Here is a 24,742-nt window from a genome sequence, read left to right on the forward strand (position 1 = left end):
AAAATCTACTAGGATTACATGCAAGATGTATACCATTACTAAAGGTTAACTTTTAGGTTTGCTATGTTAAAATGGCGCTTTTTATCTCAAATTTTAGGTGGGTTTATGGTTTATGCAGTTTTTAAGAATGGAGGCAAGCAGTATAAAGTACAAGAGGGCGATATTGTGTTGCTGGATAAAATGGGCTTAGAGTCTAAGGCAGAGGTTAAGCTAGAAGAAGTTTTAGCCGTGTGTAAAGAGGGGGGTATGGTTTATGGCGCGCCTTTTATAGAGGGGGCGCACATTGAGGCAGAGGTGATTAATGAAGGGCGGGGTAAAAAGGTGGTGATCTTTAAAAAACGCCGCCGCAAAGATAGTAAAACCAAACGCGGTTTTCGTAGAGACTTTACCCGTCTTAAAATCACTAAAATTTTTGCATAAAGGATCAAGATGGCACACAAGAAAGGTCAGGGCAGTACCCAGAATAATCGCGACTCTGCAGGCCGCCGTTTAGGGGTTAAAAAATTTGGATCAGAATTTGTACGCGCCGGTAATATTTTAGTGCGCCAGAGGGGCACTAAAGTACATCCGGGTAAAAATGTGGGCGTGGGTAAGGATCATACCCTTTTTGCTTTAATTGATGGTGTCGTGTACTTCCAACACAAAGATAAGTACCGCAAAAAAGTTTCTGTACTTCCTGAAGTCAAAGAGGTTTTTACGCCTTGAAAACGCGCCTTCTTCCCTGTTTGTTTCTAGCTGTATCGTTTCTTTTTGGGGTAGAAGGCGGGACTTTAATTTATGCCAGAGGGGCGGATAGCTCGGGAATGGATCCGGCTTTAGTTGTAGATGGCGAAAGTTATGCCGCTACCGCTAATATTTATGAAACTCTGGTGCGTTTTAAATATGGTAGCACAGAGATCGAACCTTCTTTGGCTAGTAGTTGGGAGATTTCTAAAGACGGGCTTGTTTATACTTTTCACCTGCGTAAAGGGGTTTATTTCCACACCACTAAATACTGGAATCAAAAAGTAGAATTAAGCGCTAAAGATGTGATCTTTTCCTTTGAGCGCCAAATGGGTACTATCCCCTATTACAAGGGGGGTAAATCTTATGGCTACTGGGCGAGTATGGGCATGTCTTCTATCATTGATAAAATAGAAGCCCTTGATAAATACACAGTCCGTTTTACTCTCAAACACCCCGAAGCGCCTTTTTTAGCAGATTTGGGCATGGATTTTTTAAGCGTACTTAGCGCTGATTATGCCGCCCATTTAAAAAGCCTGCACAAAGAGGACGCCCTCACCCGCAAGCCCATAGGCACGGGACCTTTCAAGTTTTCTACTTGGTTTAGAGATGATAAAATCGTTTTGCTCAAAAATAAAGAATATTGGGGCACACCCGCGCATTTAGATCGCGTGGTGTTGCGCGTGATTGCTAATCCTTCCGTGCGCGCCTTAGCTTTGCAAAGAGGCGAAGTGTCTTTAATTAACATGCCCCACCGTAACGAAATCCCTCGTTTAGAACGCCTGCCTAATATCTCCGTAGATAAAAAACCCGCTCTCTTTGTAACTTGGATGAGTTTAAACATGCAAAAAAAGCCCTTTGATAACCGCCTGGTGCGACTGGCTATCAACCATGCAATTAACACCAAAGACTATATTAAAATCGTGTATGAAAATTACGCTAAAGTAGCAATTAACCCTATCCCCCCTGAAATGTGGAGTTATAACACAAAGATCAAACCCTATGGCTACGATCTTAAAAAAGCTAAGGAATTGCTCACAAAGGCAGGCTATCCAAATGGATTTAGCACGACGCTTTTTACAGCCTCTAAATACAATAAAAAAGCCGCTGAGTTTGTACAATCCCAGCTAGCCAAAATTGGTATCCAAGTTAAAATTGAATTTTTTGAGTGGGGGACTTATTTAAAAAAGATCGCCATGGGGGAACATTTAATGGCCTTTAGTGGCTGGATGGCAGACACTCCGGATCCAGATAATTTTCTTTATATTTTATGGAGCAAAGAGGCAGCCTCTAAGATTCCCACCCGCAACAGCTGTTTTTATAAGAGTGAAACTTATTCTAAATTAGTTACGAAGGCTAAATATCTCTCCGATCAAGCCAAGCGCGCGGTTTTATATGAAAAAGCCCAAGAGATTTTCCACAACGATGCCCCTTGGGTACCCCTTGCCTACCCTTATAATGTGGTGGCAAGACTTTCTAATGTTTTAGGCTACCATGTAGAAGGGGTGCAAAACAACCGCTTTGCTTATGTGTATTTTGGGAAATAACATGCTAGCTTTTTTACTCAAACGGATTTTATGGACTATCCCCACTTTATTCGGGGTCTCAATCTTGGTTTTTTCTATGGTGCATTTAGTACCCGGTGATCCAGCTTTAATGATTTTAGGCGAACATGCCAATAAAGAGGCGCTAGAGGCCTTGCGTGAGCAAATGGGGCTTAATAAACCGCTTTTAGAGCAGTATTTTAGCTACATGGGACATATTTTACACGGGGATTTGGGTACTTCCTTAGTTTCTGGTGAAAGCGTACTAGAGGCCTTTTTACAGCGTTTTCCGGCTACTTTAGAACTTTCTCTAAGCGCTTTATTGCTTTCTATTGTCGTAGGGATCACTGTAGGTATGATTGCAGCCACTAAACGCTATAGCCTCTTTGATCATGTAAGCATGGGTGCAGCCTTAGCCGGGGTATCCATGCCTGTTTTTTGGTTAGGTTTGATGCTTATTTATGTCTTTAGCGTGAAATTAGGCTGGTTTCCTGTTTTTGGAAGACTCAATGACGCCTATGATTTAGAGGGCCCCACTGGGTTTTATCTAATTGATAGCTTACTAGCGCTTAATTTTCCCGCCTTTTTAGACACCCTGCGCCACCTAGTGTTACCAAGCATCGCCCTAGCCACTATCCCCACTGCCATTATTGCCCGCATGACGCGCTCAAGCATGCTAGAGGTTTTACAAGAAGATTATATCCGCACCGCACAGGCCAAAGGTTGCTCAGCCCTGCGGGTAGTGTTTGTCCATGCCTTAAGAAATGCCCTTATTCCAGTTACTACTGTTATTGGCTTAATGTTAGCCGGCCTTTTAGCCGGAAGTATTTTAACTGAAACCACCTTCTCATGGCCGGGGGTAGGGCGCTGGATGGTTAATGCTCTTAACCAACGCGATTTTCCCATTATCCAATCCTCAAGCCTCATTGTGGCGGTGATCTTTATCGGGACAAATTTGATTGTAGATATTCTTTACGGGTTTATCAATCCTAAAATCCGGCTGGCTTAATGGAACGCTTTTATATCTTTTGGGAAAATTTTAGGCAGAACAAGGCAGCTCTTTTTGGACTTGTTTTGTTAGTTATACTGGTGTTTTGTACAATCTTTGCGCCCGCTTTAGCCCCCTACGATCCAAGTTTACAAAACCCCCAAGCGCGGCTTTTAGAACCTTTTTTTACGCAGAGTGGGAGTAAAGCACACTATCTAGGCACAGACGATCTAGGCCGTGATATTCTCTCTCGTTTGATCTTTGGGGCGCGTATTTCGCTGATTATCGGGGTAGTATCTGTAGGGATTGCCCTTATCTTTGGGGTGATCTTTGGGCTTGTAGCGGGTTATGTAGGCGGATTAACAGACATGATTATCATGCGCTTTATGGATTTAATGCTCTCCTTGCCCTCTATTTTACTTATCATCATCGTAGTAGCAATTTTAGGCCCCTCTTTGACAAATGCCATGCTAGCCATTGGCATTGTGGGTATTCCAAGTTTTGCCCGCATTATACGGGGTAGTGTGCTCCTTGAAAAAGAAAAAGAGTATACCCTAGCCTCTGTGTTTAATGGCGCTTCTCATTTGCGCCTTATGTTTATTGTGATTTTGCCAAACTGCACCGCCCCGCTTATTGTGCAGGCTACTATGGGCTTTGCGGGGGCAATTTTAGAGGCAGCAGGTTTGAGCTTTTTAGGTTTAGGGGCACAGCCACCTACCCCAGAATGGGGCGCGATGCTCATGGACGCTTTACAATACATCACCACCTCCCCTTGGGTTTTGCTTTTCCCGGGCTGTGCGATCTTTTTTACGGTAATGGGTTTTAATTTATTAGGAGATGGGATCATGGACGCTTTAGATCCTAAAAAATCCACATGAACGCGCTTTTAGAAGTAGAGGATCTTAAAACTTACTTTTCTAGCCGCACCGGTCTGATTAAAGCTGTAGACGGGGTGAGTTTTAGCATTCAAGTAGGACAAACTGTGTGCCTTGTTGGAGAAAGTGGGAGCGGAAAAAGCATGAGCGCGTGGTCTATTATGGGATTAATTAGGCCTCCGGGTAAAATTGTGGGCGGTAAAATTCTTTTTAAGGGGCAAAATCTGCTGGCCTACTCAGATAAGCAGATGCAAAGATTACGGGGTAGAGAAATAGGCATGGTCTTTCAAGAGCCCATGACAAGCCTTAATCCTAGTTATACTATTGGTTTTCAAATCAGCGAGGTGTTTAAAATCCACCAAAGCAAACTCAGCAGCGCACAGATCAAACAAAAAAGCCTAGAACTTTTAAATAGCGTTGGATTAGATGCGAGCAAATATAACGCCTATCCCTTTAAACTTAGCGGAGGCCAGCGCCAGCGAGTGGTGATTGCTATGGCTATGGCTTGTAAACCTTCCTTGTTAATTGCCGATGAACCCACCACCGCGCTAGATGTTACAATTCAAGCACAGATTTTAGAGTTGATGCAAGATTTACAAAAACAACAGCACATGGCTATGCTCTTTATCACCCATGATTTAGGCGTAGTCGCGCAGTTTGCTGATGTAGTGGTGGTGCTTTATAAGGGCGAAGTGGTAGAAAAAGCGCGTGCCTCTGATTTATTTAACAATCCCAAACATCCCTACACACAGGCGCTATTAGAGGCCATTCCAAAGCCGGGCAAACGCAAGGTACGCCTTAAAAGTGTAGATGAAAACACGAATTATTTAGATTTTGCTAGGGAAATCCGTTGCTAGAGGTTAAAAATCTTTATAAATCTTACGGCGAACTTGTTGTGCTTAAGGGAGTGAGCTTTGCTATCCAGCCTCAAGAGATTTTAAGTTTGGTAGGAGAAAGTGGCTGTGGCAAAAGCACGGTGGCTAAAATTTTAGTGGGCATAGAAAAACCTAGCAAGGGAGAGCTACTCTTTGAAAAGAAGAGCATGCAACAATTTAGCGCTAAAGATTGGAAAGCCTATCGCCAAAGTGTGCAAATGATCTTTCAAGACCCCTATTCAAGCCTTAATCCACGCTGGAAAGTTGAGGATATTATCGCTGAACCTTTGCTATTAAACACCAAGCTAAATAAAACAGAACGACAAAAACAGGTTTTAGAGATGATGAATCAAACCGGGCTTAAACCTGAGTGGGCTAAGCGCTACCCCCACCAGTTTTCAGGGGGGCAAAGACAGCGCATAGGCATTGCTAGGGCTCTTATGCTTAAACCGCGTATTTTAATTTGTGATGAACCTGTTTCGGCTTTAGATGTCTCTATTCAAGCACAAATTCTTAATTTACTTTTAGATTTACAGGCGCATTTAGGGTTGAGCTATCTTTTTATTAGCCATGATTTAGGGGTGGTGGAGCACATTAGCGATCGGATTTTAGTCATGGAAAAGGGGCTCATTGTTGAGGAGGGGACGGTACAAGCCGTAATTGATACACCCAAACACCCCTACACACAAAAACTGTTAAGCGCTATCCCCCACCTAGAAAAAACCCAACACTTCCAAGAGGGCTAAATGTTTGTAGATTGGGTAGAAATTAGTGTCTCCTCAGGCAAGGGAGGGGCGGGTTGCGTGAGCTTTAGGCGGGAAAAATTTGTCATGCAAGGAGGACCAGATGGAGGCGATGGAGGCGATGGAGGCGATGTAATCTTTAGTATAGATTCTAATAGCGATACTCTTAGCGCCTTTAGAGGCAAAAAACATTACAAAGCACAAAATGGCGCTCCCGGTGGGCCTAAAAATTGTAGTGGCAAAAGGGGGGAGGATTTGATTTTGCGTGTACCTCCGGGGACGCAAATTTTTGAAGGGGAAAAACTTCTTTGTGATTTAATAGAGGCGGGAAATGTTGTTTTACTTAAAGGGGGCAAGGGCGGGCTTGGCAATATGCGCTTTAAAAATGCGATCAAACAACGGCCTACTTACGCCCAAAAGGGGCTAGCTGGAAAGACGCTTTCTTTACGCCTAGAACTCAAACTTATCGCCCATGTGGGTTTGGTGGGCTTTCCAAATGCGGGGAAATCTACTTTAATTAGCGCAATCTCTAATGCTAAACCCAAAATCGCGCCCTATGCCTTCACAACTTTAATTCCCCATTTAGGAGTGGTGCGCGTGGGGGAGTTTAAAGAGTTTGTTATGGCAGATATTCCCGGGATTATAGAGGGAGCAAGCGAGGGCAAGGGTTTAGGCCTAGATTTTTTGCGCCATTTAGAGCGGACGCGCTTTTTGCTCTTTGTTTTAGATAGTACTTTTAATGTGCAAGAGCAATATGAAAAGTTGCGCCAAGAGCTTACCAAGTTTTCTAAAGAACTTGCCCAAAAAGAATTTGCAGTTGTGATCAATAAAATAGACGTGATGCCTGCAATGCCTCTTGAGATTTTAGAGGCGCGTTTTATTCTACCAATTTCGGCAGTTACGGGGGAGAGTATTAAATCTCTTCTCCTGGGCGTTTTTCTAATTGCCCATCGTAATGGACATAATGATGTGGGATTAGTTTAAAATTAATTCCACCTTCGCTAAACCCGCTTAATATAAGGCGTGATTTGTAAAAATGACGATCCTACTTGAAATGATAGCTATACGCCGTGGATAAGAGCGCGGGTGCACACCGTGAGGGTGTGAACGGTGCCCCTCTAGTTCTTTTTGGGTAGGGCGTTTCACTTCATTTTAAAATCATCGCTTTTAAAAATTAGGTCTTTTGAATTCATTAGCTTTTTTAGCGGTCTAGCCTTTGAACTGTGTAATAAGCTTTTTAGCCAGTTTGTGCCCGCATTCACGCCAATTGCTAACCGATACCACCGCCCAAACTTGACAAATAAGCTTGTATTAAGTTGGTACATCATAGTATAAGAACCCTACTTGATGAAAATAGACATATGTGCCTTAGAGGTCGCGAATGCGCATTTCGTGTTGCGTTAGGCGTGCGCAACTACCTTTTCACTGGTAGGGGAAGTTAAGATCATGATAAATTATATTTTTGTTATCTAGATTTTTTACCAATTTGTTTCTTGCGCTAGTCCACACAAGTGAACTAAACCAAGTTTCATCGCGTGAAGTGCCCAAATGCTAAAGACATTTGGGCTTCCTAGGCTGATGTTGCCCGTAGGGAGAGTTTGGTTCTCACTCTGTGTCCCTATAGTAGGGATTTTACAGAGTTTGAGCTCCAACGCATTCCCTACAGGTCTCACACATCATATCTCCAAAGGCGTAACTTCCGACACTTCCTGCCGTAGATACGAATGTATGGGGACATTATACCACAAATTAGTGGCATTCATCCCACCCGCTAAAGACGAGTGGGATTTCTGCCAAAGAGTTTTAAAATTTTCAAAACGATTTTATACCACCGCCCAAACTTCACGCCAATAACAATATTATTTTTAAAGACTGGGTCTTTAGCAATTAAGGCCGGTTGTTCTAAGATGTCTTGTACTAAGTAGTAGTCAAATAGATCGGTATGGGCGTGCTTTTGCAAGTGACTAACCATTTGCGCGCCCTGTAGTTTGACAACCGAACTACTAGCGCCCACAATCTTAGTAATCTCTGGGCTTAATGTGGCAAAATCCATAACCCTATTAACTTCTTTTGTCAATCCCACCAATTCTTTAAACCGCCTTTTTTTATCCTCAATGGCCTTTAGCACACCTACAAGCTTTTCTTTAGCCATATTATTGCCCGCGTAACTTTCTAACTTAGCCTTAAAAAAGTTTTGTAGGTATTTGTAGGTATTTGGCTCAAAAGCAATTTTAGAATCAACTACAGGCAAGTTACTTGGGGCTTTTTCTAATATCTCAATATTAGTACCCCTACTCTCATTAAAAGCCTTTAGCCCGCGTTTACTCACCATGTGCAATTGACACCTACAGCCCCAATCTAGTGGCGGGGTGTGGGTATTCCAATAAGGGTCTTTGCGCGGAAGGCATACTTGATCAAAAGCTAAATGACGCGCCGCGCTATCATGCATGCTCTCAAAAATATAATACCAGCCATCGCCATTCTCACTATTTGGATCACCCGGTGTATTTTCAAATTGCAACATCTTAGCCCGCGTGTGGCTATAAATCTTGTTGTATTCAAAAATACGGCTCAAGCGTTTTTTACCTAAATTTTCTATTAAGCTAGGGTTTGCTTTTAAAAATTCATGTAGCGTTTGCTTATTAGCAATAGCCTTTTCTATCGCGTTTTGAACATCAATAGTTGTATCAATACTGCCTACTTTACTGAGGGCAAATACTCTTAGGTGATCCTCAAACTTAAAATTAGCCGGGTCTTTGATTAGCGTAGGTTTGCGCGCCATTAACGCGGCGATACTTTCAAGATAGGGCATTGTAGGTGTCTATCAAGTAATCTTGTGTGCTATCGCTATGAAAAAGGTTTTCAATTTGCTTTTCAATCTCTAAAGGCAAACGCGGAGGCTTTTTCTCAATGGCTTTTTCAATCGTATTTGTTTGCTCAATTAAACCGCCATTTAATGGCTGTTGAATACGGCTTAAAGGCACATTGAAGGCCTTTTGTAAAATCTCTAAATCTACTTGCAAGCCCATATCATAAAGGGCTTTATAGACTTGTACTTGTCTTGCCTCATCAACTTCAGTATTTGTATCAAGGCTCAAAACAAATGGTGGGATTTGATCTAAATATAATTTAAAAACCTCTTTGAGCGCCTCATTTAGCGCCACTGAGATAAAACGCGCGTCAAATTCTAAAAAAGATCGGCCTACATTTTCATGTACCGTGCCTAGCGCTTGTGTGCCTTTTTCTACGGCATTACCGGCTAAAACTTGGCCATTAATGACCTTACTAATGCATTCATCGCAATATCTCACAAAACTTAAAAAGGCATCTTTGTCTACTGAACCGGTTAACAAGTCTATTTGATCATCACTCCCAAACACACCCACAGAAGCCGATCGCAAATCCTCTAAGTTATCTAATAATCTTTCTACGCTATTTTTTTCTAGATCGGGGCTTTTGGCCACTAGGGGTGGAATACTTAAGTTTTCTAAATAACTCATGTATTTACCCAGCGCTAGGTATTTAAGTGCACAGATAGAAACCACACGATAAGCGCTAGAATCATACAAATTTAGATCACAAACGCTAAGAATGTCGGGGCGGTTATCTAAATAGATTTTATCACCGCCTATAAAAATGAATGGGCGTTTTTCTAATTGCCCATCGTAATGGACATAATGATGTGGGATTAGTTTAAAATTAATTCCACCTTCGCTAAACCCCTTAATAAAATAAGCACAACCAAAAAAAAGCGCGCTAGTGCAGTCAAAAACAAACTGATAAAACCCTTTCTTTTGGATATGCTTAAAGGCATTTTGTGCCGGCTCGCTTTCACATTCTAAAATTAGCGGGAGTTTAGCCACTTGCAAACGCCGCTTAAACACCTCGCTACTAATCTGGGCATCAAAGCGCAAAAAGTAGCGAAAGACTTTTACTAATTCCTCATAGCGCTCAGATTGTAGCGCCCATTTGACAAACTCGTAATCTATAAAGTTTGGGATTTGGTGGGCTAAAGCTCCGGCTAAATTCAAGCCCACTATTTTGCCTCTTTTGTTTTGTTTGGTAGTTCATTGCAATAGGCTAACTGCCACAAACCATAACCCGCGTTATCCTCACTATCAATGCCGTACAGGAACTCTCTACGCATAAAATTATTTTGATTGGTGGGCTGATCTAGCGCGCTAAATTCTACCAGCTTATTGGTTTGTAAGATAATGGGTTTAATGGTTTTTGTTGTATCTAGCAAAATCCAGCGATCGGCATTTAGATAGGGGCACACTAGATACTCCATTAAGTTATAGCAAATATTAGCCGCCCCGTTTGCCAGTGTAGGGGCTTTGAGTAATTGCATGGCCGCGCTTTCAAGGCTAGGCGGAATAACCAGCAAATTAGGAACAATGTTAAGCGGTCGCCCGTCCTCATTTGTATAGCACATCATAGCGGTGCGGCTTTCTAACAAACCCTACATTTAACACCCCCATCTCAACCAACCCGTAACTTGCCTGCTTCAATGATAAAATGTCTTTTAAAGTATTTTTGTGCGATGGCTCTGTCATGGGTGATACAGATCATACTTGTTTTAGTTGTAAGTTGATAATCTAGTAATACTTCCATAATCTCGTATTTTAAACGCTTATCTAGTGCGCTGGTGATTTCATCTAAAAGTAAAATTTGGGGCTTAACTAGCATGGCTCTGGCTATGCCTAATCTTTGGCGCTCCCCTCCGCTTAATTCTCTGGGAAACTTGTCTAAAAGAGAGGGTTTAAGCCGCGCATTTTGTAAAATTTGGGGTAAATCTTTCTGTGTTTTAAAACGCCTAGCCACACTTTCTAAGAGGTCTTTAACTTTTTTGGCTGGATTAAGCGCATTTAATTGATCTTGGAAAACATACTGGATGCGTTGTCTTAAGTGTTTTTCAGGCATATGTAAAATATCTTCTTGCTGGTAGGTGATTTTGCCTTGATCAAAACTTTCTAAATGCGCGATGCATTTAGCCAGCGTACTTTTCCCGCTCCCACTTGAGCCTAAGAGTGCAGCACTCTCCTCACTTTCTAGGTACAAATGAATATCTTTTAAAATACAATACTCCCCATAGGATTTATATAAACCCATTACTTCTAATCCCATGTAAAATACCCCTTTTTATCCCCAAAATAAGTAATTGCGCCACTTTCTAAAACAAGTACCTGTTCACATAAACGATAGGCCACCTCCTCATCATGGGTAATGGTGATCTTTTGAATCTTTAATTCTAAGAGTAATTGCACCACGCTTTGGGTATTAAGACGATCTAAAGAACTGGTTACCTCATCTAATAAGAGGATTTGAGACTCTAAAGTAAGATTAAGCGCGATTTGTACGCGGCTAGCCATGCCACGACTCAGCTCATAAGGATAAAGCCCCCATACTTTAGAAGGAATATTTAGACTCTCAAAAATAGGTATAGCTTTGTCTAATTTGTCTTTAAGAACCATTTTGAAGGTGTCTAGTATTTTTAAATAAGGGAAAAAACAGCTAATGCAATCTTGAAAGACATAGCCCGCACGCCCCTGCACTTCAAGCGCGCTATAACTGATTTTAAGATTAGGGCTTAAAAGCCCACAAAGGGCTTTACAAAGCGTACTTTTCCCACTCCCACTACTCCCCAAAATAGCCAAATTAGCCCCTGTTTCAAAACTAATATCATGCAGAATTTGGCTAGTTGGGGTGTAGATATTTAAATGTGCCACTTTAACCATGTTCTTGTATTTTTTCTCCTAATAACATCAAACCAAACACAATAACAAAAACAGCTAAGCCCGGGGTAAGTAGCAACCACCAAGTACCCGTAAAAATCGCCTCAGAGGCTTCATTAAGCATATTGCCCAAACTCGCCTCCCCCACTCTAAGCCCCAAACCAAAAAAACTAAGTAGGGCTTCTGTGCTAATGGCATGGGCACAGGTGTTAATAAAGAGTACAAACACGCTATTTTTAGCTACAGGTAAGATTTGTGTAAACATAAGCGCTAAACGAGTCGCCCCTAAGGCTTTTTCATTTAAGATAAATTCTTGGGTGCTGATATTGCTAAAGCTATCATGGATAACCTTACCAGCACTCCCCCAAGCAAAAAATGCCACCAATAGACTTAGTCCTAACAAATTAAACCCGCGTTGGTTAAAGGCGCTAAAAAGTAAGATGAGTAAAAGATTGGGTAGGGCTAAAAACCCATCTAAAAAGCGTAATAACAAAGAGGCTAGCCATTTGGGAGCATTAAGGCTAACAAAAGCAAAACCTAAAGCAAGACACATAGCACCTAGTGCGCTTAAAAGGCCAATGTAAACAGAATTTCTAAGAGCAAAGAGTAGCCTAGAAAATTCATCGCGCCCTAAAAAATCTGTGCCCAAAAGGTAGGTAGAACTAGGGGGGAGTTTGAGTTGGGTTAAATTGATTTCAGTGGGTGCAAAGGGAGCACATAGGGGCAATAGTGTTAACCCGGCGATCAAAAGCGCGCCAAAAAGAAAAATCTTTTTCAAGAACGCCATCTTGGATTTAAAAGTTTGGCGCTAATCTCTACGATGAGGTTAAATACAACCACTACAAGGGTGCTAAGTAAAATAATGCCTAAGGCTAGAGGGTAATCTTTATTGAGTAAGGCATTAATTGTCGTACTGCCTAGTCCTCCAATAGAAAACACGCTTTCTACAATGTAAGTCCCTCCTAAAATCCCAGCTGCATTAGCCCCAAAGTAACTTAGAATAGGTAAAAGGCTATAGCGCAACACTAATTTAAATTGGATCATTCTTTCACTAACCCCCATGCGCGATAACTCATAATAAAGGGTTCTTTGAGAGTGTCTAATATAACGCTACGCACTAAACGGGTATAAATGGCTAAATGCGAAAGGGTTAGAACTGCTATGGGGAGTACTAGGTGGTGAATCAATCCTTTAAAACTAGGTTCTTCTCCTAAATCATAGATTCCAGAACTAGGAAAGAGTCCTAAAAATACGCTAAAAATCATGATAAAGACCAAGCCTAGCCAGAAACTAGGGACACTGAAAAACCCTAAGGTGATGATCATGATTGCCTTATCCCATAGTGAGTTTTTAAATAGCGCGCTAAAAACTCCCAAAATAAGGGCTAGAATGAAACTTAAAATAAAACTTGTTAAGCCTAAAATTAAAGTGTAGGGCAAGCGCTCTTTAATGATTTTTATTACGCTTTCTCCACTAGCAAAACTCACCCCCAAATCTCCGCGTAAAACCCGCCCCAACCATTCCACATAACGCACCAAAAGCGGGCGATTTAAACTTAAATTAGCCATCATTTGTTGCTTTATAGCCGGATTAGCCGCTTGGATACTATCCCCATAAACACCAGAGATCACGCTCCCGCTAGAAAAATCTAACATCACAAAGATCACAAAACTAAAAACAAGTAAGAGTAAAAAAGCCCCTATAAAACGCTTAGTGGCAAAGCGCCACACTAATTCTTACTCCACTCAGCAACATCATAAGTAAAACGCGCCCCGTGATGCCCTAGAATAGTAGGTTTAATGCCATGGACATTAGCGCGGTAGGCTAAAGGGTAGCGCAAATACACTAAGAAGGCAAAGGGAGGGTCAGCATATAGCGCATTAATGAATTTGGCATACCAAAACTTGCGCTGTTCTAGCTTGTTTGTAGTGCGGGCTTTAAGTAGAGCTTCATCAACTTTTAAATCGCTGTAATGGTTGTAATTCCAGCCATTTTCATTGGTGCTGACATCCATTTTAGAACTAAAAACGCGATAAGTCTGCACATCTGGATCAAGCGGGCTTCCCCAGCCAATAATAAAGCTATCTACCTTGTCTATATCAAAGGCGCCGTGATTTTTAGCAATTACATTGGCTTTAATCCCAATTTTGGCTAATTCGCTTTGTAAAATACTAGCTAGGGCTATCCTAAGTGGATCGCTATTAAAGGCATAAATATCAAACTCTAAGGCTTTGTTATTTTTATAGTAAAACTTCCCTTGTAACTTCCACCCATTTTTAACCAAAATTTCTTGAGCCTTTTGAGGGTTGTAGGTGTAGGTCTTAGCATCTGTATCATTAGCCCAACTAGCTTGGATAGGATTATTGGCCACAAAACCATAGCCGTGTAAAATCTTAGTGGCAATTAAATTTCTATCAATGGCGTAGTTAATCGCCTGCCTAATTGCTAGAGACTTTAAAAGAGGGTTATGAAAATTAAACATCAAAGCGCGGTAATCTGCGCTCTTCATATCCATAATCTTAATATTTTTATCATGTTCTAAACCCTTTAGCAAATTGGGCTCTACTAAAGCCACATCTAAAGAGCCGTTTTTAATCTCATAAGTGCGCACATTGTAATTAGGCACAATTTTTAAGATGACCTTAGTTGTTTTTGGCCGTCCACGATAAAAGTTAGGGTTGGCTTTAAAACTAATATAACTCCCCTTTTGCCACCTCACAAATTCAAAAGGCCCTGTGCCAATGGGGTGCTGGTTAAAAGCATTGGTGCTTAAATCCTTGCCCTCTAAAAGGTGTTTGGGCAATATTCCCATGCTTAATGCGTCTAAAAGCGCAGGAAAAGGGGTTTTAAGTGTAATTTTTAAGGTATAGGGGTTTAGCACTTCTACGCGTTTTACCTCCTCAAAATTGGCGCGTGCGGGTGCATTGAGTTTTTGATTTAGAGCTTGTTCTATGCTAAATTTTACATCTGCGGCGCTAAATTTATACCCGTCATGCCATAAAACATCTTCTCTTAAATGAAAAATCCAAGTGAGTCCATCAGGGCTTACTTCCCAGCTCTTAGCCAAATCCGGCTCAATTTTCATGTCAGGTGAAAAGCGTGTGAGTCCGCTAAAGACAAAATCTAAGGCACTATCATGATCGGTGTCAAAAAGCGGATTAATACGGGTTGTTTCGTTTTCAATGCCAATAATAAGGGTATCTTTAGGGGTACTAGCAAAGACTTGAGCAATAAAAAGAGTGGCCAAGAAAAGCCGTTTGATCATCACTCTCCTTTGGGTGCTAAATTGATCATCTCTTTATGTTTTTCTAAAAAAGAATCTGTGAATACTGTGCACAAGGTTCTAAGCGTTTATTAGTATAAAAAGGTTTGGGAAATGCTCCTAAGCGATTTAGTTCTACTGGTAGATTTATCTTTTCTCCTTATAAATCTCTCTAAAATCAGCAATAGCCTCTGTGTACATATCTAAAGCTTGCTTAATAGAATCATCTAAACGGTAGTTTTGTGTGGCTTGAGTGTATCTTTTTTCTGCTAATGCGCGCTCCTCTGGGTGTTCTAGCCAGTAATCTATTTTTTGGGCTAAATCTTTGGCATCGTTAGATTTAAACAGCGATCGCTCATCTAGGGCAAATTGATTTGTCGCGCTGATTTTGCTATCAGAAATCACAGGCACCACCCCGCAGCTCATCGCTTCTAAACAAGCAATCGCCTCCCCTTCCACATCTGCAGCATGCACATATAAATCGCATTGATACAGCAGCGTTATTAAATCCTGTGGCTCTAAAAAGCCAAAATCTACCGGATATACTAAGCCTTGTGCGCATTTTTGTAGTTTGGCTAGATTAGGCCCAATGCCTTTTAAATGCAATTGAATCTGTTGGCTAAAACGACTCAAACGTACCGCTTCTATGAGTACCTGTTGGTTTTTTTCATTAGAGTAGCGCCCTACCATGATGATGTGAAATAGATCATCGGTTTTAGTATTATGGGAGCGTTTGGTATAGAGTGGATCAAAGCCATTGCTAATTACATATTTTTTACCCCCATAGCCATGCCTCTCTAGTTCATTTTTAATCAAAGGGGAGGGGCAGTGGATATGATAGAGATATTGGTAGTAATTCTTTTTAAACCACCAAAAGATCAAGCGATTAAGCCAGTTTAAATTTTGGAGTTTAATATTGTAGGTAATATGCTCGGGTTGCAGATGAAACGCCCCCACATAGGGGATTTTAAGCTCTCTTGCCACCTTGATTGCTGTTTTTTCTAAGTCAAAGGGTAAAAATACATGCACAATGTCTACCCCCTCAAAAGCTTTTTTTAAAATCCTTTCATCGGGTTTGCCAAAGATCATGTGTTGTTTGCGTGCAATTTCTGTAACCAGCGGAATATAGCGCTCTTTGAGAGCAAAAAAACCCTCACCTTGTATAAAGGGCGCTACTACCCGTACTTCATGCCCGCGCTCCTTAAGCGCCTTATAAAAGCGATAGCAGGTCATAGAAGTCCCGTTGCTTTTATCCTCAAAACTATCCACCACTAAGGCAATGATCACGACTCTTCCTTAAAATTAAACTTGAAGGGGCGTTTTTCAAAGACTAAAATCTCAAAATCTCCCTCAAAAACTTTAATTTCCATAAATTCCCCTTCCACGCGAATTGAGCATTTTTTAGAACTTGCGTGTACCACTATGGCGTTAAAATAGACTTCTTGTTTAAGCTCAATGGGGGCGAGTAAATTAAAAACACTAGAAGAAATTAAGCTATTTTTCTTATTAAGTGCGCACAAAGCCGCAAAGCTAGCCGCACTCACAATAAAGCCCGCATGTACAACATCTTCCTCACAGAGCATAAACTCCTTAGGGGTGAAACAAACTGTGGCCTTATTAGGGCTAAAAGAGACTAAATCCGCACAGAGGGTTTGATCTAATTTAGAACAAACAAATAATCCTTCCTCTAACATAGGTGTTTCTGTCATCACTATCCTTATTTGTGTAAAATAAAATACCCCCTACAAGGAGCAGGGTAGCCCTCTATGCTCTTGCTAGCATCTTTAGGGTCTAAAAAAGATTCTAAACTTAGGCCTTCAATCCATGGGGTTTTGCGTTGTTCTAATAAAGTGGTGGGTTTAGTTGCTAGAAGTTTAAATTCTTGAAAGCCTGCTTTAAAAGCCCAATTTTGCAAAGCTTTGATACTAGGGATAAAATAGACATTACTCATTTTGGCATAAGTTTTTGGGCAGAGAGCAATTTCTAGCGGACTTTCAAAAATGAGCGTATCAAGTACAAGAGTGCCGCCTTTTTTTAAACCCATGTAAAGAGATTTTAAAGCGCTGTAGGGGTCTTTTCTATGATAAAGCACACCCAAACAAAAGATCACATCAAAGCGTCTAAGGTAAGTGCGCAAATCCTCCACGCCTAAGCTTTCATAGGTGATAGGGAGTTGTAATAGATGATTTAGAAAACTAAACTGTTGCTTGTAAAGTGAACTTGGATCAAAACCTGTTAGGCTTTGTGGGTTTTGTTTGTACATACAAAACAAATAATAGCCATTATTACAACCCACATCAGCTACATCTAAACCACACAAATTAACATTTTTAATTAAATCCCACTTGATATAGCTTTTCCATTCGCTATCAATGCAAAACTCTTTTTTACCTTGCTTAAAATAAAAAGGCCCTTTGCGCCAAGGTCTTAATTGCCAAGCCTTTGTTTGGAGTTGATCAAGGCTAAAATGGGGATCTAATTCTATATTAACCCCTTGATCAATGCTATAGCGCATCAAATAGACTTTTCTTATAGGGTTTGTAGAGTAAATCTGTTATTTCTACCTCTCCTATAATGAAGGCTAGATGATAGATTTGTGAGGTGAGTAGAGTTTTAAGCTCATGAAGGGTTTTATAGAGAATATGGGGCATGTCTAGTTCTTCTTGTGTGAAAATAATTTGTTTAAGCCATGGGGCTTTTCTTTGCGCATAGATTGCCAAATTGATCATCTCTTTATGTTTTTCTAAAAAAAGAATCTGTGAATACTGTGCACAAGGTTCTAAGCGTTTATTAGTATAAAAAGGTTTGGGAAATGCTCCTAAGCGATTTAGTTCTACTGGTATATTTAATGCCTGACACACCTGTAAAACTTTAGCAAGCTCAGGCAAATAAAGCCCTGCAAGTTTGAGATGATAGCGCCTATTTTTATATAAAATCGTGCTAGCTAATAACTGTTCTTGTAGAATTTGGTAGGGGAGGGTATCTACAAGTTTTAGGCTATTGGCTAAAAAAGATTCTTGCATGATTAGTGCACTTATAGTGGTTTCTTGCGCTTATTTTAAAAAAGAAGAAGATAGCCTGCAACAAGCACAAATCCAAAAACTCGATCATACCCTTAAAAAACTAGACCTTAAACAAGGCGAAAAGCTTTTAGATGTGGGTTGTGGCTGGGGTTATCTTTCTATCTATTTAGCGCGTCTTGTAAGTTTTGCACATAAATCCAAGCAATTTCTAAATCACTGGGGTTTTTCTGATTAGTTAGTACCCCATAAGCCCCTAGTTTAATAGCCAAATCAAGATAGCTAGGCTCTAAAGCAATAAAGAGCGCGCCTTTTTTAACCCGCTCAATGGTATGGGTGATATGGCTAAATGTGTGCACCACCGGGTTACTTTGTAATGTTCCTCTTGTGATGGATAAAACCTCATCTACATTCACTCAATATGGGCTCCATTGTTTATATGCCCAATGGGTGCGATGAGTTTAAGATGATTCACACCACCAGCTGTTAAAATCATGCCCTCAGACTCTAAGCCTAACATTTTTTTAGGTTCTAAATTTACCAAAGCACATACTTGTTTGCCTATTAGTTCTTCGGGTTTGTAGTATTTAGCAATACCTGAGAGAATTTGGCGTGTTTCTAAACCAAAATCAACCTGTAAACACAGCAATTTAGAGCTTTTAGGTACTTTCTCAGCTTTAATAACCGTGCCCACTCTAATCTCTAATTTAGAAAAATCCTCTATTTTAAGGCGCTTTTGTTCTTGTTTAATAGAAGTTTCTAACTCTATTTTAGGAAAGAGCGCTTCTATTTTGTGTAGTGTTAATGGTGGCAATAAATAATGGCTTTGTTTAAAGGTTAAAAAATTCTGTGAATTTAAGTTAACTCCAAAGATAGCCGCTAATTTTGTCGCGCTTTCTGGCATTACTGGATAGAGATAAAATGTGCTTTTAGCCAAAATAGTAGCTATCAAAGAGAGCAAAGCCATAGTTTTTTTAGGTTGTGTTTTAACCATATTCCATGGCTGCTCTTGTGCAATGGTGGCATTGCACACTTCAAAGATTTTCCATAAATCTTCTAAATAACGGTGGGGTTGCATCTCTTGCATGCTCTGATCTAAAGAATTAAGCAAATCTTGGAGTTGTTGGTACAAAAAAGCATAATGGGTTAAAACACCTTCACTCTCTAGCTTGCCACCAAAATACTGGCTAGCCATGCCTAGCACTCTTTGTACTAAATTGCCCAAAGTATTACTCAAATCTGCATTAGATCGCCGTATTAAAGCCTGCAAACTAAAATCCCCATCTTGGCCTAAGGGTACTTCGCGCAATAAAAAATAGCGCAGCGTTTCTGTTCCATAAGTTTTTGCTAGATCTTGTGCATCTAGCACATTGCCAAGACTCTTACTCATCTTTACCCCATCAATTGTCCACCAGCCATGTACGCAAAGCCTTTCAAATAAGGGGAGTTCTAAACTCATTAAAAACGCCACCCAATAAATTGCATGGAAGCGCAAAATATCCTTACCCACAACATGGATTGTGTGTTTAAAACACTCTAAATTAGCCCCCTTGCCATAGCCTAAAGCGCTCACATAATTAAGCAACGCATCTAGCCATACATAAACAACATGCTTACTTTCTTTTAAACTACTAGGCAGAGCAATCCCCCACTCAAAACTCGTACGGGTAATAGAGAGATCATAAAGCCCCTGTTCAATAAAGCGCAACACTTCATTGCGTCTAAAGAGAGGATAAATGGCCTTAGGGTGGGTGTGATAAAAATCTAATAAGCGATCTTGATAATTACTGAGTTTAAAGAAATAGCTCTCCTCCTCAACTAAAGTACTCTCGCGGTTGCAATCAGGGCAATGCGTGGTGGTTACAAAACTCTCACAACTCACACAATAAGACCCCTGATACATTCCTTTATAAATATCTCCTTTTTGATACATTTTCTCAAAGGCTTTTTGTACGGCCTCTTTATGTTGGCTATCTGTAGTACGCACAAAATGGTTATAATCAATCTTAAAATAATCCCACTGATTCTTAAAAAGACGGCTAACATTAGAGGCGTATTCAAGTGGGCTTAAATTATGTTTTAAAGCACTTTGTGCGATCTTTTGGCCATGCTCATCTGTGCCGGTGAGTAGAAAAACTTCCTCTCCTTGCAAGCTATAGTATTTTTTAAGCATGTCGGCAATAAAAGTTGTGTAAGCATGCCCTAAATGGGGCTTATCATTGACATAATAAATAGGAGTAGAGATCAATTTAAAATTTTGCATAGACAACACCTTTTTAAGCCTAAAGCGCCTATAATAGCACAAAACCATAAACTAGGGCATGCATGCTATCTAAGATGTTTCTAAAGTCCATGTTTAAAAAATGGAAAAATGGGGATTATCGGGTAGTTTTTTGGGATAAAGAGGTGTATCAAAACGGTACAAAGACACCACAAGTTACTATCAATATCAAACGGCCATTTAAGATGAGTGATATTAAAAAAGACATGTCTTTAACCGTCGCAGAGGCTTATATGGACGGTCTAGTTGAAATTGAGGGGTCAATGGATGAGCTGATGCGGGTTTTGTATCTACAGACCAATTATACACACCTACACAAACACGATAATGCCATGCCCGTACAACAAGCAAGTAAAGAGAGCTCTAATATTAAAAGCCATTATGATCTAGGCAATGATTTTTATGCTTTATGGTTAGATGAAACCTTGAGTTATTCTTGCGCTTATTTTAAAAAAGAAGAAGATAGCCTGCAACAAGCACAAATCCAAAAACTCGATCATACCCTTAAAAAACTAGACCTTAAACAAGGCGAAAAGCTTTTAGATGTGGGTTGTGGCTGGGGTTATCTTTCTATTAGAGCCGCTCAAGAATACAATGTGGAGGTCATGGGCATTACAATCTCTAATGAGCAATTTAAGGCCGCTAGTAAACGGGTTAAGGATATGGGATTAGAGGATCGGGTTACCATTAAACTTTTAAACTACCAAGATTTAGATGGCATGCGTTACCGGTTTGATAAAGTTGTGAGTGTGGGCATGTTTGAGCATGTGGGTAAGGATAATTTGCCTTTTTATTTTAAGAAAATCAAGGAAGTTTTAAAAGTAGGGGGCATGTTTTTATTGCACTCTATTTTATGTTGTTTTGAGGGCACAACAAATAGCTGGATTGATAAGTACATTTTCCCGGGCGGGTATTTGCCCTCTTTACGGGAGGTGATCTCTGTTGTGAGTGAAAGCGATTTTCACTTAGTTTTAGCCGAAAGTTTGCGCCTGCACTATGCTAAGACCCTAGATATTTGGTATCAAAACTTTTTAAACCAACAAGAGAAGATCACTAAAATGTATGATGCCCGTTTTGTGCGCATGTGGTCGCTTTATTTAAGAAGTTGTGCCTCTGCTTTTAGAGTGGGTAGTGTGGATCTGTACCAACTTTTATTAACTAATAGCGTGGATAACACCATTCCATTAACCCATGCCTATATCTATAGTTAAACACAGCGCAACTAAAATTAAAAGACAGGAGTGAAGCGCCCAATGCTAAAGACATTTGGACTTGCTTAGCTGATGTTGCCGGAGAGTTTGGTTTTCACTCTGTATCCCTATGATAGGGATTTTGCAGAGTTTGAACATCCAAAAAGCTTCGCTTGCAGGTTAAATCGCATCAATCTGGGGCGTAACTTTTTAGCACTCCCTGCCATGAGAGGGGATGTATGTGGGTGTTGCACTACAAAATAGTAGAAAAGCTAGCTGTCATCTCACCGCTAAAAATGAGTGGGATTTCTGCAGAAAATGATTAAAGCTTAAAAGTTTTGTAGCCCAAGCAACAACCTAAATGTAGCGCTTTTGCCACTTTTTAAATAGTGAAGTACCCAAATACTAAAGACTTTAATCTTTTAAAGCCGGTTCAACTTCACTTAAAAAACCTATAGTTTCTGCTTAAAACTATAGACAATGGTACTTATACTTAGAAACCACTTGCACTGTATCCTGAGCAATGGCTAATTCCTCATTGGTGGGTACGCGTAAAATTGGCAGTTTATGCGCCTCACTTAAAAGCGCAATGCCCGGTCTAGGATTAGCATTGATTTTCTGATCTAAATAAAACCCAAAGTTTTCTAATCCTGTGCACACTAAAGCCCGTAATCTCGCGCAGTTTTCCCCCACACCTCCGGTAAAAATCAACGCATCAAGCCGCCCTAAAGCAAAGGCATAAGCCCCGATATATTTTTTAATGCGGTAGGCATAAATTTCAAAGGCTAGTTTAGCCCGCTCATCTCCGGCCTCAATGCGCGCATCAATAGCTCGCATGTCATTATCCCCACAAAGCCCTCTAAGCCCACTTTGTTTATTTAACATGCTAATTACCTCCTTAAGGCTCTTTTGGCTCACCTGTGCGATATATTCTACTAAAGCCGGATCTAAATCCCCTGAGCGCGTGCCCATTACCAAGCCCTCTAGCGGGGTTAATCCCATAGAAGTATCCACACTTTTTCCCTCTTTAATCGCGCACACACTCGCCCCATTGCCTAAGTGTAAAGAAATCGCGTTAAATTCTAAATAAGGAATGTGTAAAAACCTAGCCGCCTCTTTAGCCACAAAATGATGGGAAGTTCCATGGAAACCATAGCGCCGTATGCGATGCTCCTCATAAAGAGAGTAGGGCAAAGCGTATAAGTGGGCATGCTTAGGCATGCTTTGGTGAAAAGCCGTATCAAACACCGCCACTTGAGGCAAATTAGGTACTTGTTCTTGCAAGGCTTTAATCCCAGCTATATGGGCTGGATTGTGCAAAGGTGCTAGGGGGCAAAGCTTTTCTAAATGCCCCATAACTTCAGAGGTGATTAGCGTAGGTTCTATAAATAAATCCCCCCCTTGCACAATTCTATGCCCCACCCCATCTACATAGGCTAAACTACGCAAAACCCCCATGCTTTGCAATCTATCCTGCATTTGCAATAAGCCCTCAGCGTGGTTGCTGATGTGTAAGCCCTCTGTTTTGTGTATATGTCCGCTAGTACTAATGCTAATATGGCTTTGCTTTTCTCCAATTTGTTCAACAATGCCCTTAGCAAGCACCATGTGTTTTTCCATATTAAGAAGTTGGAACTTGATAGAGGAACTCCCAACATTAAGTACAAGAATACGCATTAATTCCCCTGTGCCTGAATGGCTGTCATGATAATTGTATTGATCACATCTTCTACTAAACAACCGCGACTCAAATCATTAACCGGTTTTTTAAGACCCTGTAAAACCGGTCCAATGGCTAAAGTTTGGGCACATCTCTGTACGGCTTTATAGGCGATATTACCCGCATCTAGATCGGGGAAAATAAGCGTATTGGCCTGTCCGGCGACTAAACTTCCGGGCATTTTTCTAGCACCCACAGCAGGAACGACACTAGCATCAAATTGTAGGGGACCATCAATGAGTAAGGTAGTGTCTGTTTTTTTAGCTATTTGCAGGGCTTGGGCTACTTTATCCACATCTGCGCCTTTGCCTGAAGCGCCACTAGAATAAGAAAGCAAAGCCACTTTAGGCTCAAAGCCAAAATTTTTAGCCGTTTTGGCCGAAGTGATAGCAATTTGGGCTAACTCCTCACTGTTAGGGTTAGGGTTGATCGCACAATCTCCAAAAATATAAACTTTTGTATGTAAACACATGAAAAACACACTAGAGACAAGGCTATTACCCGGGGCTAATTTGATGATTTGTAAGGCTGGGCGCACGGTATCAGCTGTGGTGTGGGTGGCTCCAGAAACCATGCCATCGGCATGGCCCATGTGTACAAGAAGTGTTCCAAAATAAGTAGGGGTTTTGACTAAATCTTTTGCCTGCTCTAGGCTAAGACCCTTGGCACGGCGCAGGGCAAAGAGGGTTTGGGCAAATTCCTCTAAATACTCTGAATTGTTCGGATCAATAACAGGGGTTTCTTTAAGATCAAGGTTTAATTTTTGAGCCTCCGTATTAACCCGCTCTTTTTCCCCCAATAAAATTAGCTTGGCCGCTTGCATTTGTAAAATGGCATGGGCGGCTTTAAGAATGCGTACATCACCACTCTCAGGGAGTACAATTGTTTTTACATTTTCTTTAGCGCGCTTTAGAATTTGGTGTTGGAAGGCCAAGGGGCTTAAACAAGTTGTATGGATGGTTTCTAGAGTTCTAAGAATTAATGCTTCTTGAGGGTTGTTAAGATCAATCACATAGGGTTCTGTGATAGGCGTATCTAAAGGTTTTTGTATTAGGCTTAAAGGGTTGCATAACCCGGCGCGTTTCCAACTAGTATTGGCTAGCTTAATTTCAGAAGCACTAACATCGCTAAAAACATGTATAACAGCTAAGTTTAAATGTCTAGCTAAGTTAATATAAATCTGGCTATCCAGATGTATTAGAAAATTAAAACAACTCCCTAGTACTAAAACATAGTCATGTTGCTCAACTAAGGGAATATACGCCTCTAATATCTGAGTAAAAACCCCTTCCTCCTCATTAACAAGTCTTTCTAAAACCACCTGTTCACTCCCATTAATAGGGGGGGTAAATAGCGCCACGCTTTTATGGTGTTGTTTTAAGAAAGCCTCTAAAAAACTAACCGCCTTTTCCTCTAAATCCAAAGGTGCATATACTAAAATTCCTTGACCCATGCATCTTCCTTTTACAATAAGTACTATATATAACCCGCAGAAGTGAAGTGCCCAAATGCTAAAAACATTCAGGCTTGCTTGGCTGATGTTGCCCGTAGGGAGAGTTTGGTTCTCACTCTGTGTCCCTATAGTAGGGATTTTACAGAGTTTGATCTCCAACGCATTCGCTTGCAGGTCAAATCGCATCACATATCCAAAGGCGTAACTTTTTAGCACTCCCTGCCGTAGATACAGATGTATGCGGTATTGTATCATAAAGTGGTGAAAATGGTAGCATTCATTCCACCCACTAAAAACGGGTGGGATTTCTGCAGAAAATGATTAAAACGCAAA

Annotated in this window: 25 protein-coding genes and 2 pseudogenes; 10 read left to right on the forward strand and 17 right to left on the reverse strand. The window is 40.7% G+C overall.

Annotation, left to right across the window (positions count from 1 at the left end; translation table 11 throughout):
• Positions 1-105 precede the first annotated feature (105 nt).
• The 8 genes and pseudogenes from rplU to obgE all read left to right on the forward strand — a co-directional run.
• Positions 106-420: a 50S ribosomal protein L21 gene (gene rplU, locus OO773_RS04595; protein ID WP_034375692.1), complete on the forward strand. Its 315-nt coding sequence runs from the start codon at positions 106-108 to the stop codon at positions 418-420.
• A 9-nt stretch (positions 421-429) separates the two neighbouring features.
• Positions 430-705, forward strand: a complete 276-nt coding sequence (gene rpmA, locus OO773_RS04600; protein ID WP_006564145.1) for a 50S ribosomal protein L27 — start codon at positions 430-432, stop codon at positions 703-705.
• On the forward strand, positions 702-2,270 hold the full coding sequence (locus tag OO773_RS04605) for an ABC transporter substrate-binding protein (RefSeq protein WP_006564146.1): 1,569 nt from the start codon (positions 702-704) through the stop codon (positions 2,268-2,270). Before rpmA ends, OO773_RS04605 begins: the two co-directional genes overlap by 4 nt.
• A 1-nt stretch (position 2,271) precedes the next feature.
• Complete coding sequence (locus OO773_RS04610; RefSeq protein ID WP_006564147.1) at positions 2,272-3,276, forward strand: ABC transporter permease; 1,005 nt, start codon at positions 2,272-2,274, stop codon at positions 3,274-3,276.
• Entirely contained in the window at positions 3,276-4,133 is an 858-nt protein-coding gene (locus tag OO773_RS04615) for an ABC transporter permease (RefSeq protein WP_006564148.1), read from the forward strand. Before OO773_RS04610 ends, OO773_RS04615 begins: the two co-directional genes overlap by 1 nt.
• Positions 4,130-4,987: an ABC transporter ATP-binding protein gene (locus OO773_RS04620; RefSeq protein ID WP_050780160.1), complete on the forward strand. Its 858-nt coding sequence runs from the start codon at positions 4,130-4,132 to the stop codon at positions 4,985-4,987. The genes OO773_RS04615 and OO773_RS04620 overlap by 4 nt, the downstream gene beginning before the upstream one ends.
• The gene (locus OO773_RS04625) at positions 4,981-5,751 is read left to right on the forward strand and encodes an ATP-binding cassette domain-containing protein (protein ID WP_006564150.1); all 771 of its coding nucleotides are present in this window, start codon (positions 4,981-4,983) and stop codon (positions 5,749-5,751) included. Before OO773_RS04620 ends, OO773_RS04625 begins: the two co-directional genes overlap by 7 nt.
• Positions 5,752-6,672 (forward strand): annotated as a pseudogene (obgE, locus tag OO773_RS04630) (GTPase ObgE); the annotation flags it as partial.
• 847 nt (positions 6,673-7,519) lie between these two features.
• On the opposite strand, the gene OO773_RS04635 reads toward obgE, so the two are convergent.
• The 13 genes from OO773_RS04635 to OO773_RS04695 all read right to left on the reverse strand — a co-directional run bounded on the left by OO773_RS04635 (position 7,520) and on the right by OO773_RS04695 (position 17,768).
• On the reverse strand, positions 7,520-8,560 hold the full coding sequence (locus OO773_RS04635) for a phage head morphogenesis protein (RefSeq protein WP_073115565.1): 1,041 nt from the start codon (positions 8,558-8,560) through the stop codon (positions 7,520-7,522).
• Positions 8,547-9,785, reverse strand: a complete 1,239-nt coding sequence (locus OO773_RS04640; protein ID WP_370412917.1) for a phage portal protein family protein — start codon at positions 9,783-9,785, stop codon at positions 8,547-8,549. The genes OO773_RS04635 and OO773_RS04640 overlap by 14 nt, the downstream gene beginning before the upstream one ends.
• The gene (locus OO773_RS04645; RefSeq protein ID WP_141556972.1) at positions 9,785-10,186 is read right to left on the reverse strand and encodes a Mu-like prophage major head subunit gpT family protein; all 402 of its coding nucleotides are present in this window, start codon (positions 10,184-10,186) and stop codon (positions 9,785-9,787) included. Before OO773_RS04645 ends, OO773_RS04640 begins: the two co-directional genes overlap by 1 nt.
• A 44-nt stretch (positions 10,187-10,230) precedes the next feature.
• Entirely contained in the window at positions 10,231-10,875 is a 645-nt protein-coding gene (locus tag OO773_RS04650; RefSeq protein WP_034375636.1) for an ABC transporter ATP-binding protein, read from the reverse strand.
• Entirely contained in the window at positions 10,866-11,486 is a 621-nt protein-coding gene (locus tag OO773_RS04655) for an ATP-binding cassette domain-containing protein (RefSeq protein ID WP_034375634.1), read from the reverse strand. Before OO773_RS04655 ends, OO773_RS04650 begins: the two co-directional genes overlap by 10 nt.
• Complete coding sequence (locus tag OO773_RS04660; RefSeq protein WP_040499144.1) at positions 11,479-12,270, reverse strand: ABC transporter permease; 792 nt, start codon at positions 12,268-12,270, stop codon at positions 11,479-11,481. The genes OO773_RS04655 and OO773_RS04660 overlap by 8 nt, the downstream gene beginning before the upstream one ends.
• Entirely contained in the window at positions 12,258-12,527 is a 270-nt protein-coding gene (locus OO773_RS04665; RefSeq protein ID WP_264828446.1) for an ABC transporter permease subunit, read from the reverse strand. The genes OO773_RS04660 and OO773_RS04665 overlap by 13 nt, the downstream gene beginning before the upstream one ends.
• Positions 12,524-13,213 (reverse strand): ABC transporter permease, encoded by a 690-nt coding sequence (locus OO773_RS04670; protein WP_264828447.1) that lies wholly within the window; start codon positions 13,211-13,213, stop codon positions 12,524-12,526. Before OO773_RS04670 ends, OO773_RS04665 begins: the two co-directional genes overlap by 4 nt.
• Positions 13,213-14,748, reverse strand: a complete 1,536-nt coding sequence (locus OO773_RS04675; RefSeq protein ID WP_034375630.1) for an ABC transporter substrate-binding protein — start codon at positions 14,746-14,748, stop codon at positions 13,213-13,215. Before OO773_RS04675 ends, OO773_RS04670 begins: the two co-directional genes overlap by 1 nt.
• A gap of 144 nt (positions 14,749-14,892) precedes the next feature.
• Positions 14,893-16,032, reverse strand: a complete 1,140-nt coding sequence (locus OO773_RS04680) for a glycosyltransferase (RefSeq protein ID WP_006564173.1) — start codon at positions 16,030-16,032, stop codon at positions 14,893-14,895.
• On the reverse strand, positions 16,029-16,454 hold the full coding sequence (locus OO773_RS04685) for a PaaI family thioesterase (protein WP_264828448.1): 426 nt from the start codon (positions 16,452-16,454) through the stop codon (positions 16,029-16,031). The genes OO773_RS04680 and OO773_RS04685 overlap by 4 nt, the downstream gene beginning before the upstream one ends.
• 8 nt (positions 16,455-16,462) lie before the next feature.
• The gene (gene cmoB / locus OO773_RS04690; RefSeq protein WP_006564171.1) at positions 16,463-17,260 is read right to left on the reverse strand and encodes a tRNA 5-methoxyuridine(34)/uridine 5-oxyacetic acid(34) synthase CmoB; all 798 of its coding nucleotides are present in this window, start codon (positions 17,258-17,260) and stop codon (positions 16,463-16,465) included.
• Complete coding sequence (locus OO773_RS04695) at positions 17,250-17,768, reverse strand: hypothetical protein (protein ID WP_264828449.1); 519 nt, start codon at positions 17,766-17,768, stop codon at positions 17,250-17,252. The genes cmoB and OO773_RS04695 overlap by 11 nt, the downstream gene beginning before the upstream one ends.
• Positions 17,769-17,790: 22 nt before the next feature.
• On the opposite strand from OO773_RS04695, the pseudogene OO773_RS04700 reads away from it, so the two are divergent.
• A pseudogene (locus tag OO773_RS04700) lies at positions 17,791-17,943 on the forward strand (class I SAM-dependent methyltransferase); the annotation flags it as partial.
• Here the strand turns inward: OO773_RS04700 and OO773_RS04705 are convergent.
• Entirely contained in the window at positions 17,927-18,181 is a 255-nt protein-coding gene (locus OO773_RS04705; RefSeq protein WP_264828748.1) for a hypothetical protein, read from the reverse strand. The pseudogene OO773_RS04700 and the gene OO773_RS04705 overlap by 17 nt on opposite strands.
• The gene (metG, locus tag OO773_RS04710; RefSeq protein ID WP_231102930.1) at positions 18,178-20,028 is read right to left on the reverse strand and encodes a methionine--tRNA ligase; all 1,851 of its coding nucleotides are present in this window, start codon (positions 20,026-20,028) and stop codon (positions 18,178-18,180) included. Before metG ends, OO773_RS04705 begins: the two co-directional genes overlap by 4 nt.
• Before the next feature lie 62 nt (positions 20,029-20,090).
• Here metG and OO773_RS04715 point away from each other — a divergent pair, with 62 nt between their 5' ends.
• Positions 20,091-21,257, forward strand: a complete 1,167-nt coding sequence (locus OO773_RS04715) for a class I SAM-dependent methyltransferase (RefSeq protein ID WP_006564168.1) — start codon at positions 20,091-20,093, stop codon at positions 21,255-21,257.
• Positions 21,258-21,707: 450 nt separating this feature from the next.
• On the opposite strand, the gene OO773_RS04720 is transcribed toward OO773_RS04715, so the two are convergent.
• Positions 21,708-22,913 carry an acetate kinase gene (locus tag OO773_RS04720; RefSeq protein ID WP_176485279.1) on the reverse strand — a complete coding sequence of 402 codons (1,206 nt, stop codon included), beginning with the start codon at positions 22,911-22,913 and terminating at the stop codon, positions 21,708-21,710.
• Positions 22,913-24,409: a phosphate acetyltransferase gene (pta, locus tag OO773_RS04725; RefSeq protein WP_073115568.1), complete on the reverse strand. Its 1,497-nt coding sequence runs from the start codon at positions 24,407-24,409 to the stop codon at positions 22,913-22,915. Before pta ends, OO773_RS04720 begins: the two co-directional genes overlap by 1 nt.
• Positions 24,410-24,742 lie beyond the last annotated feature (333 nt).

This window comes from Helicobacter suis HS1 (assembly GCF_026000295.1).
Lineage (GTDB): Bacteria > Campylobacterota > Campylobacteria > Campylobacterales > Helicobacteraceae > Helicobacter > Helicobacter suis.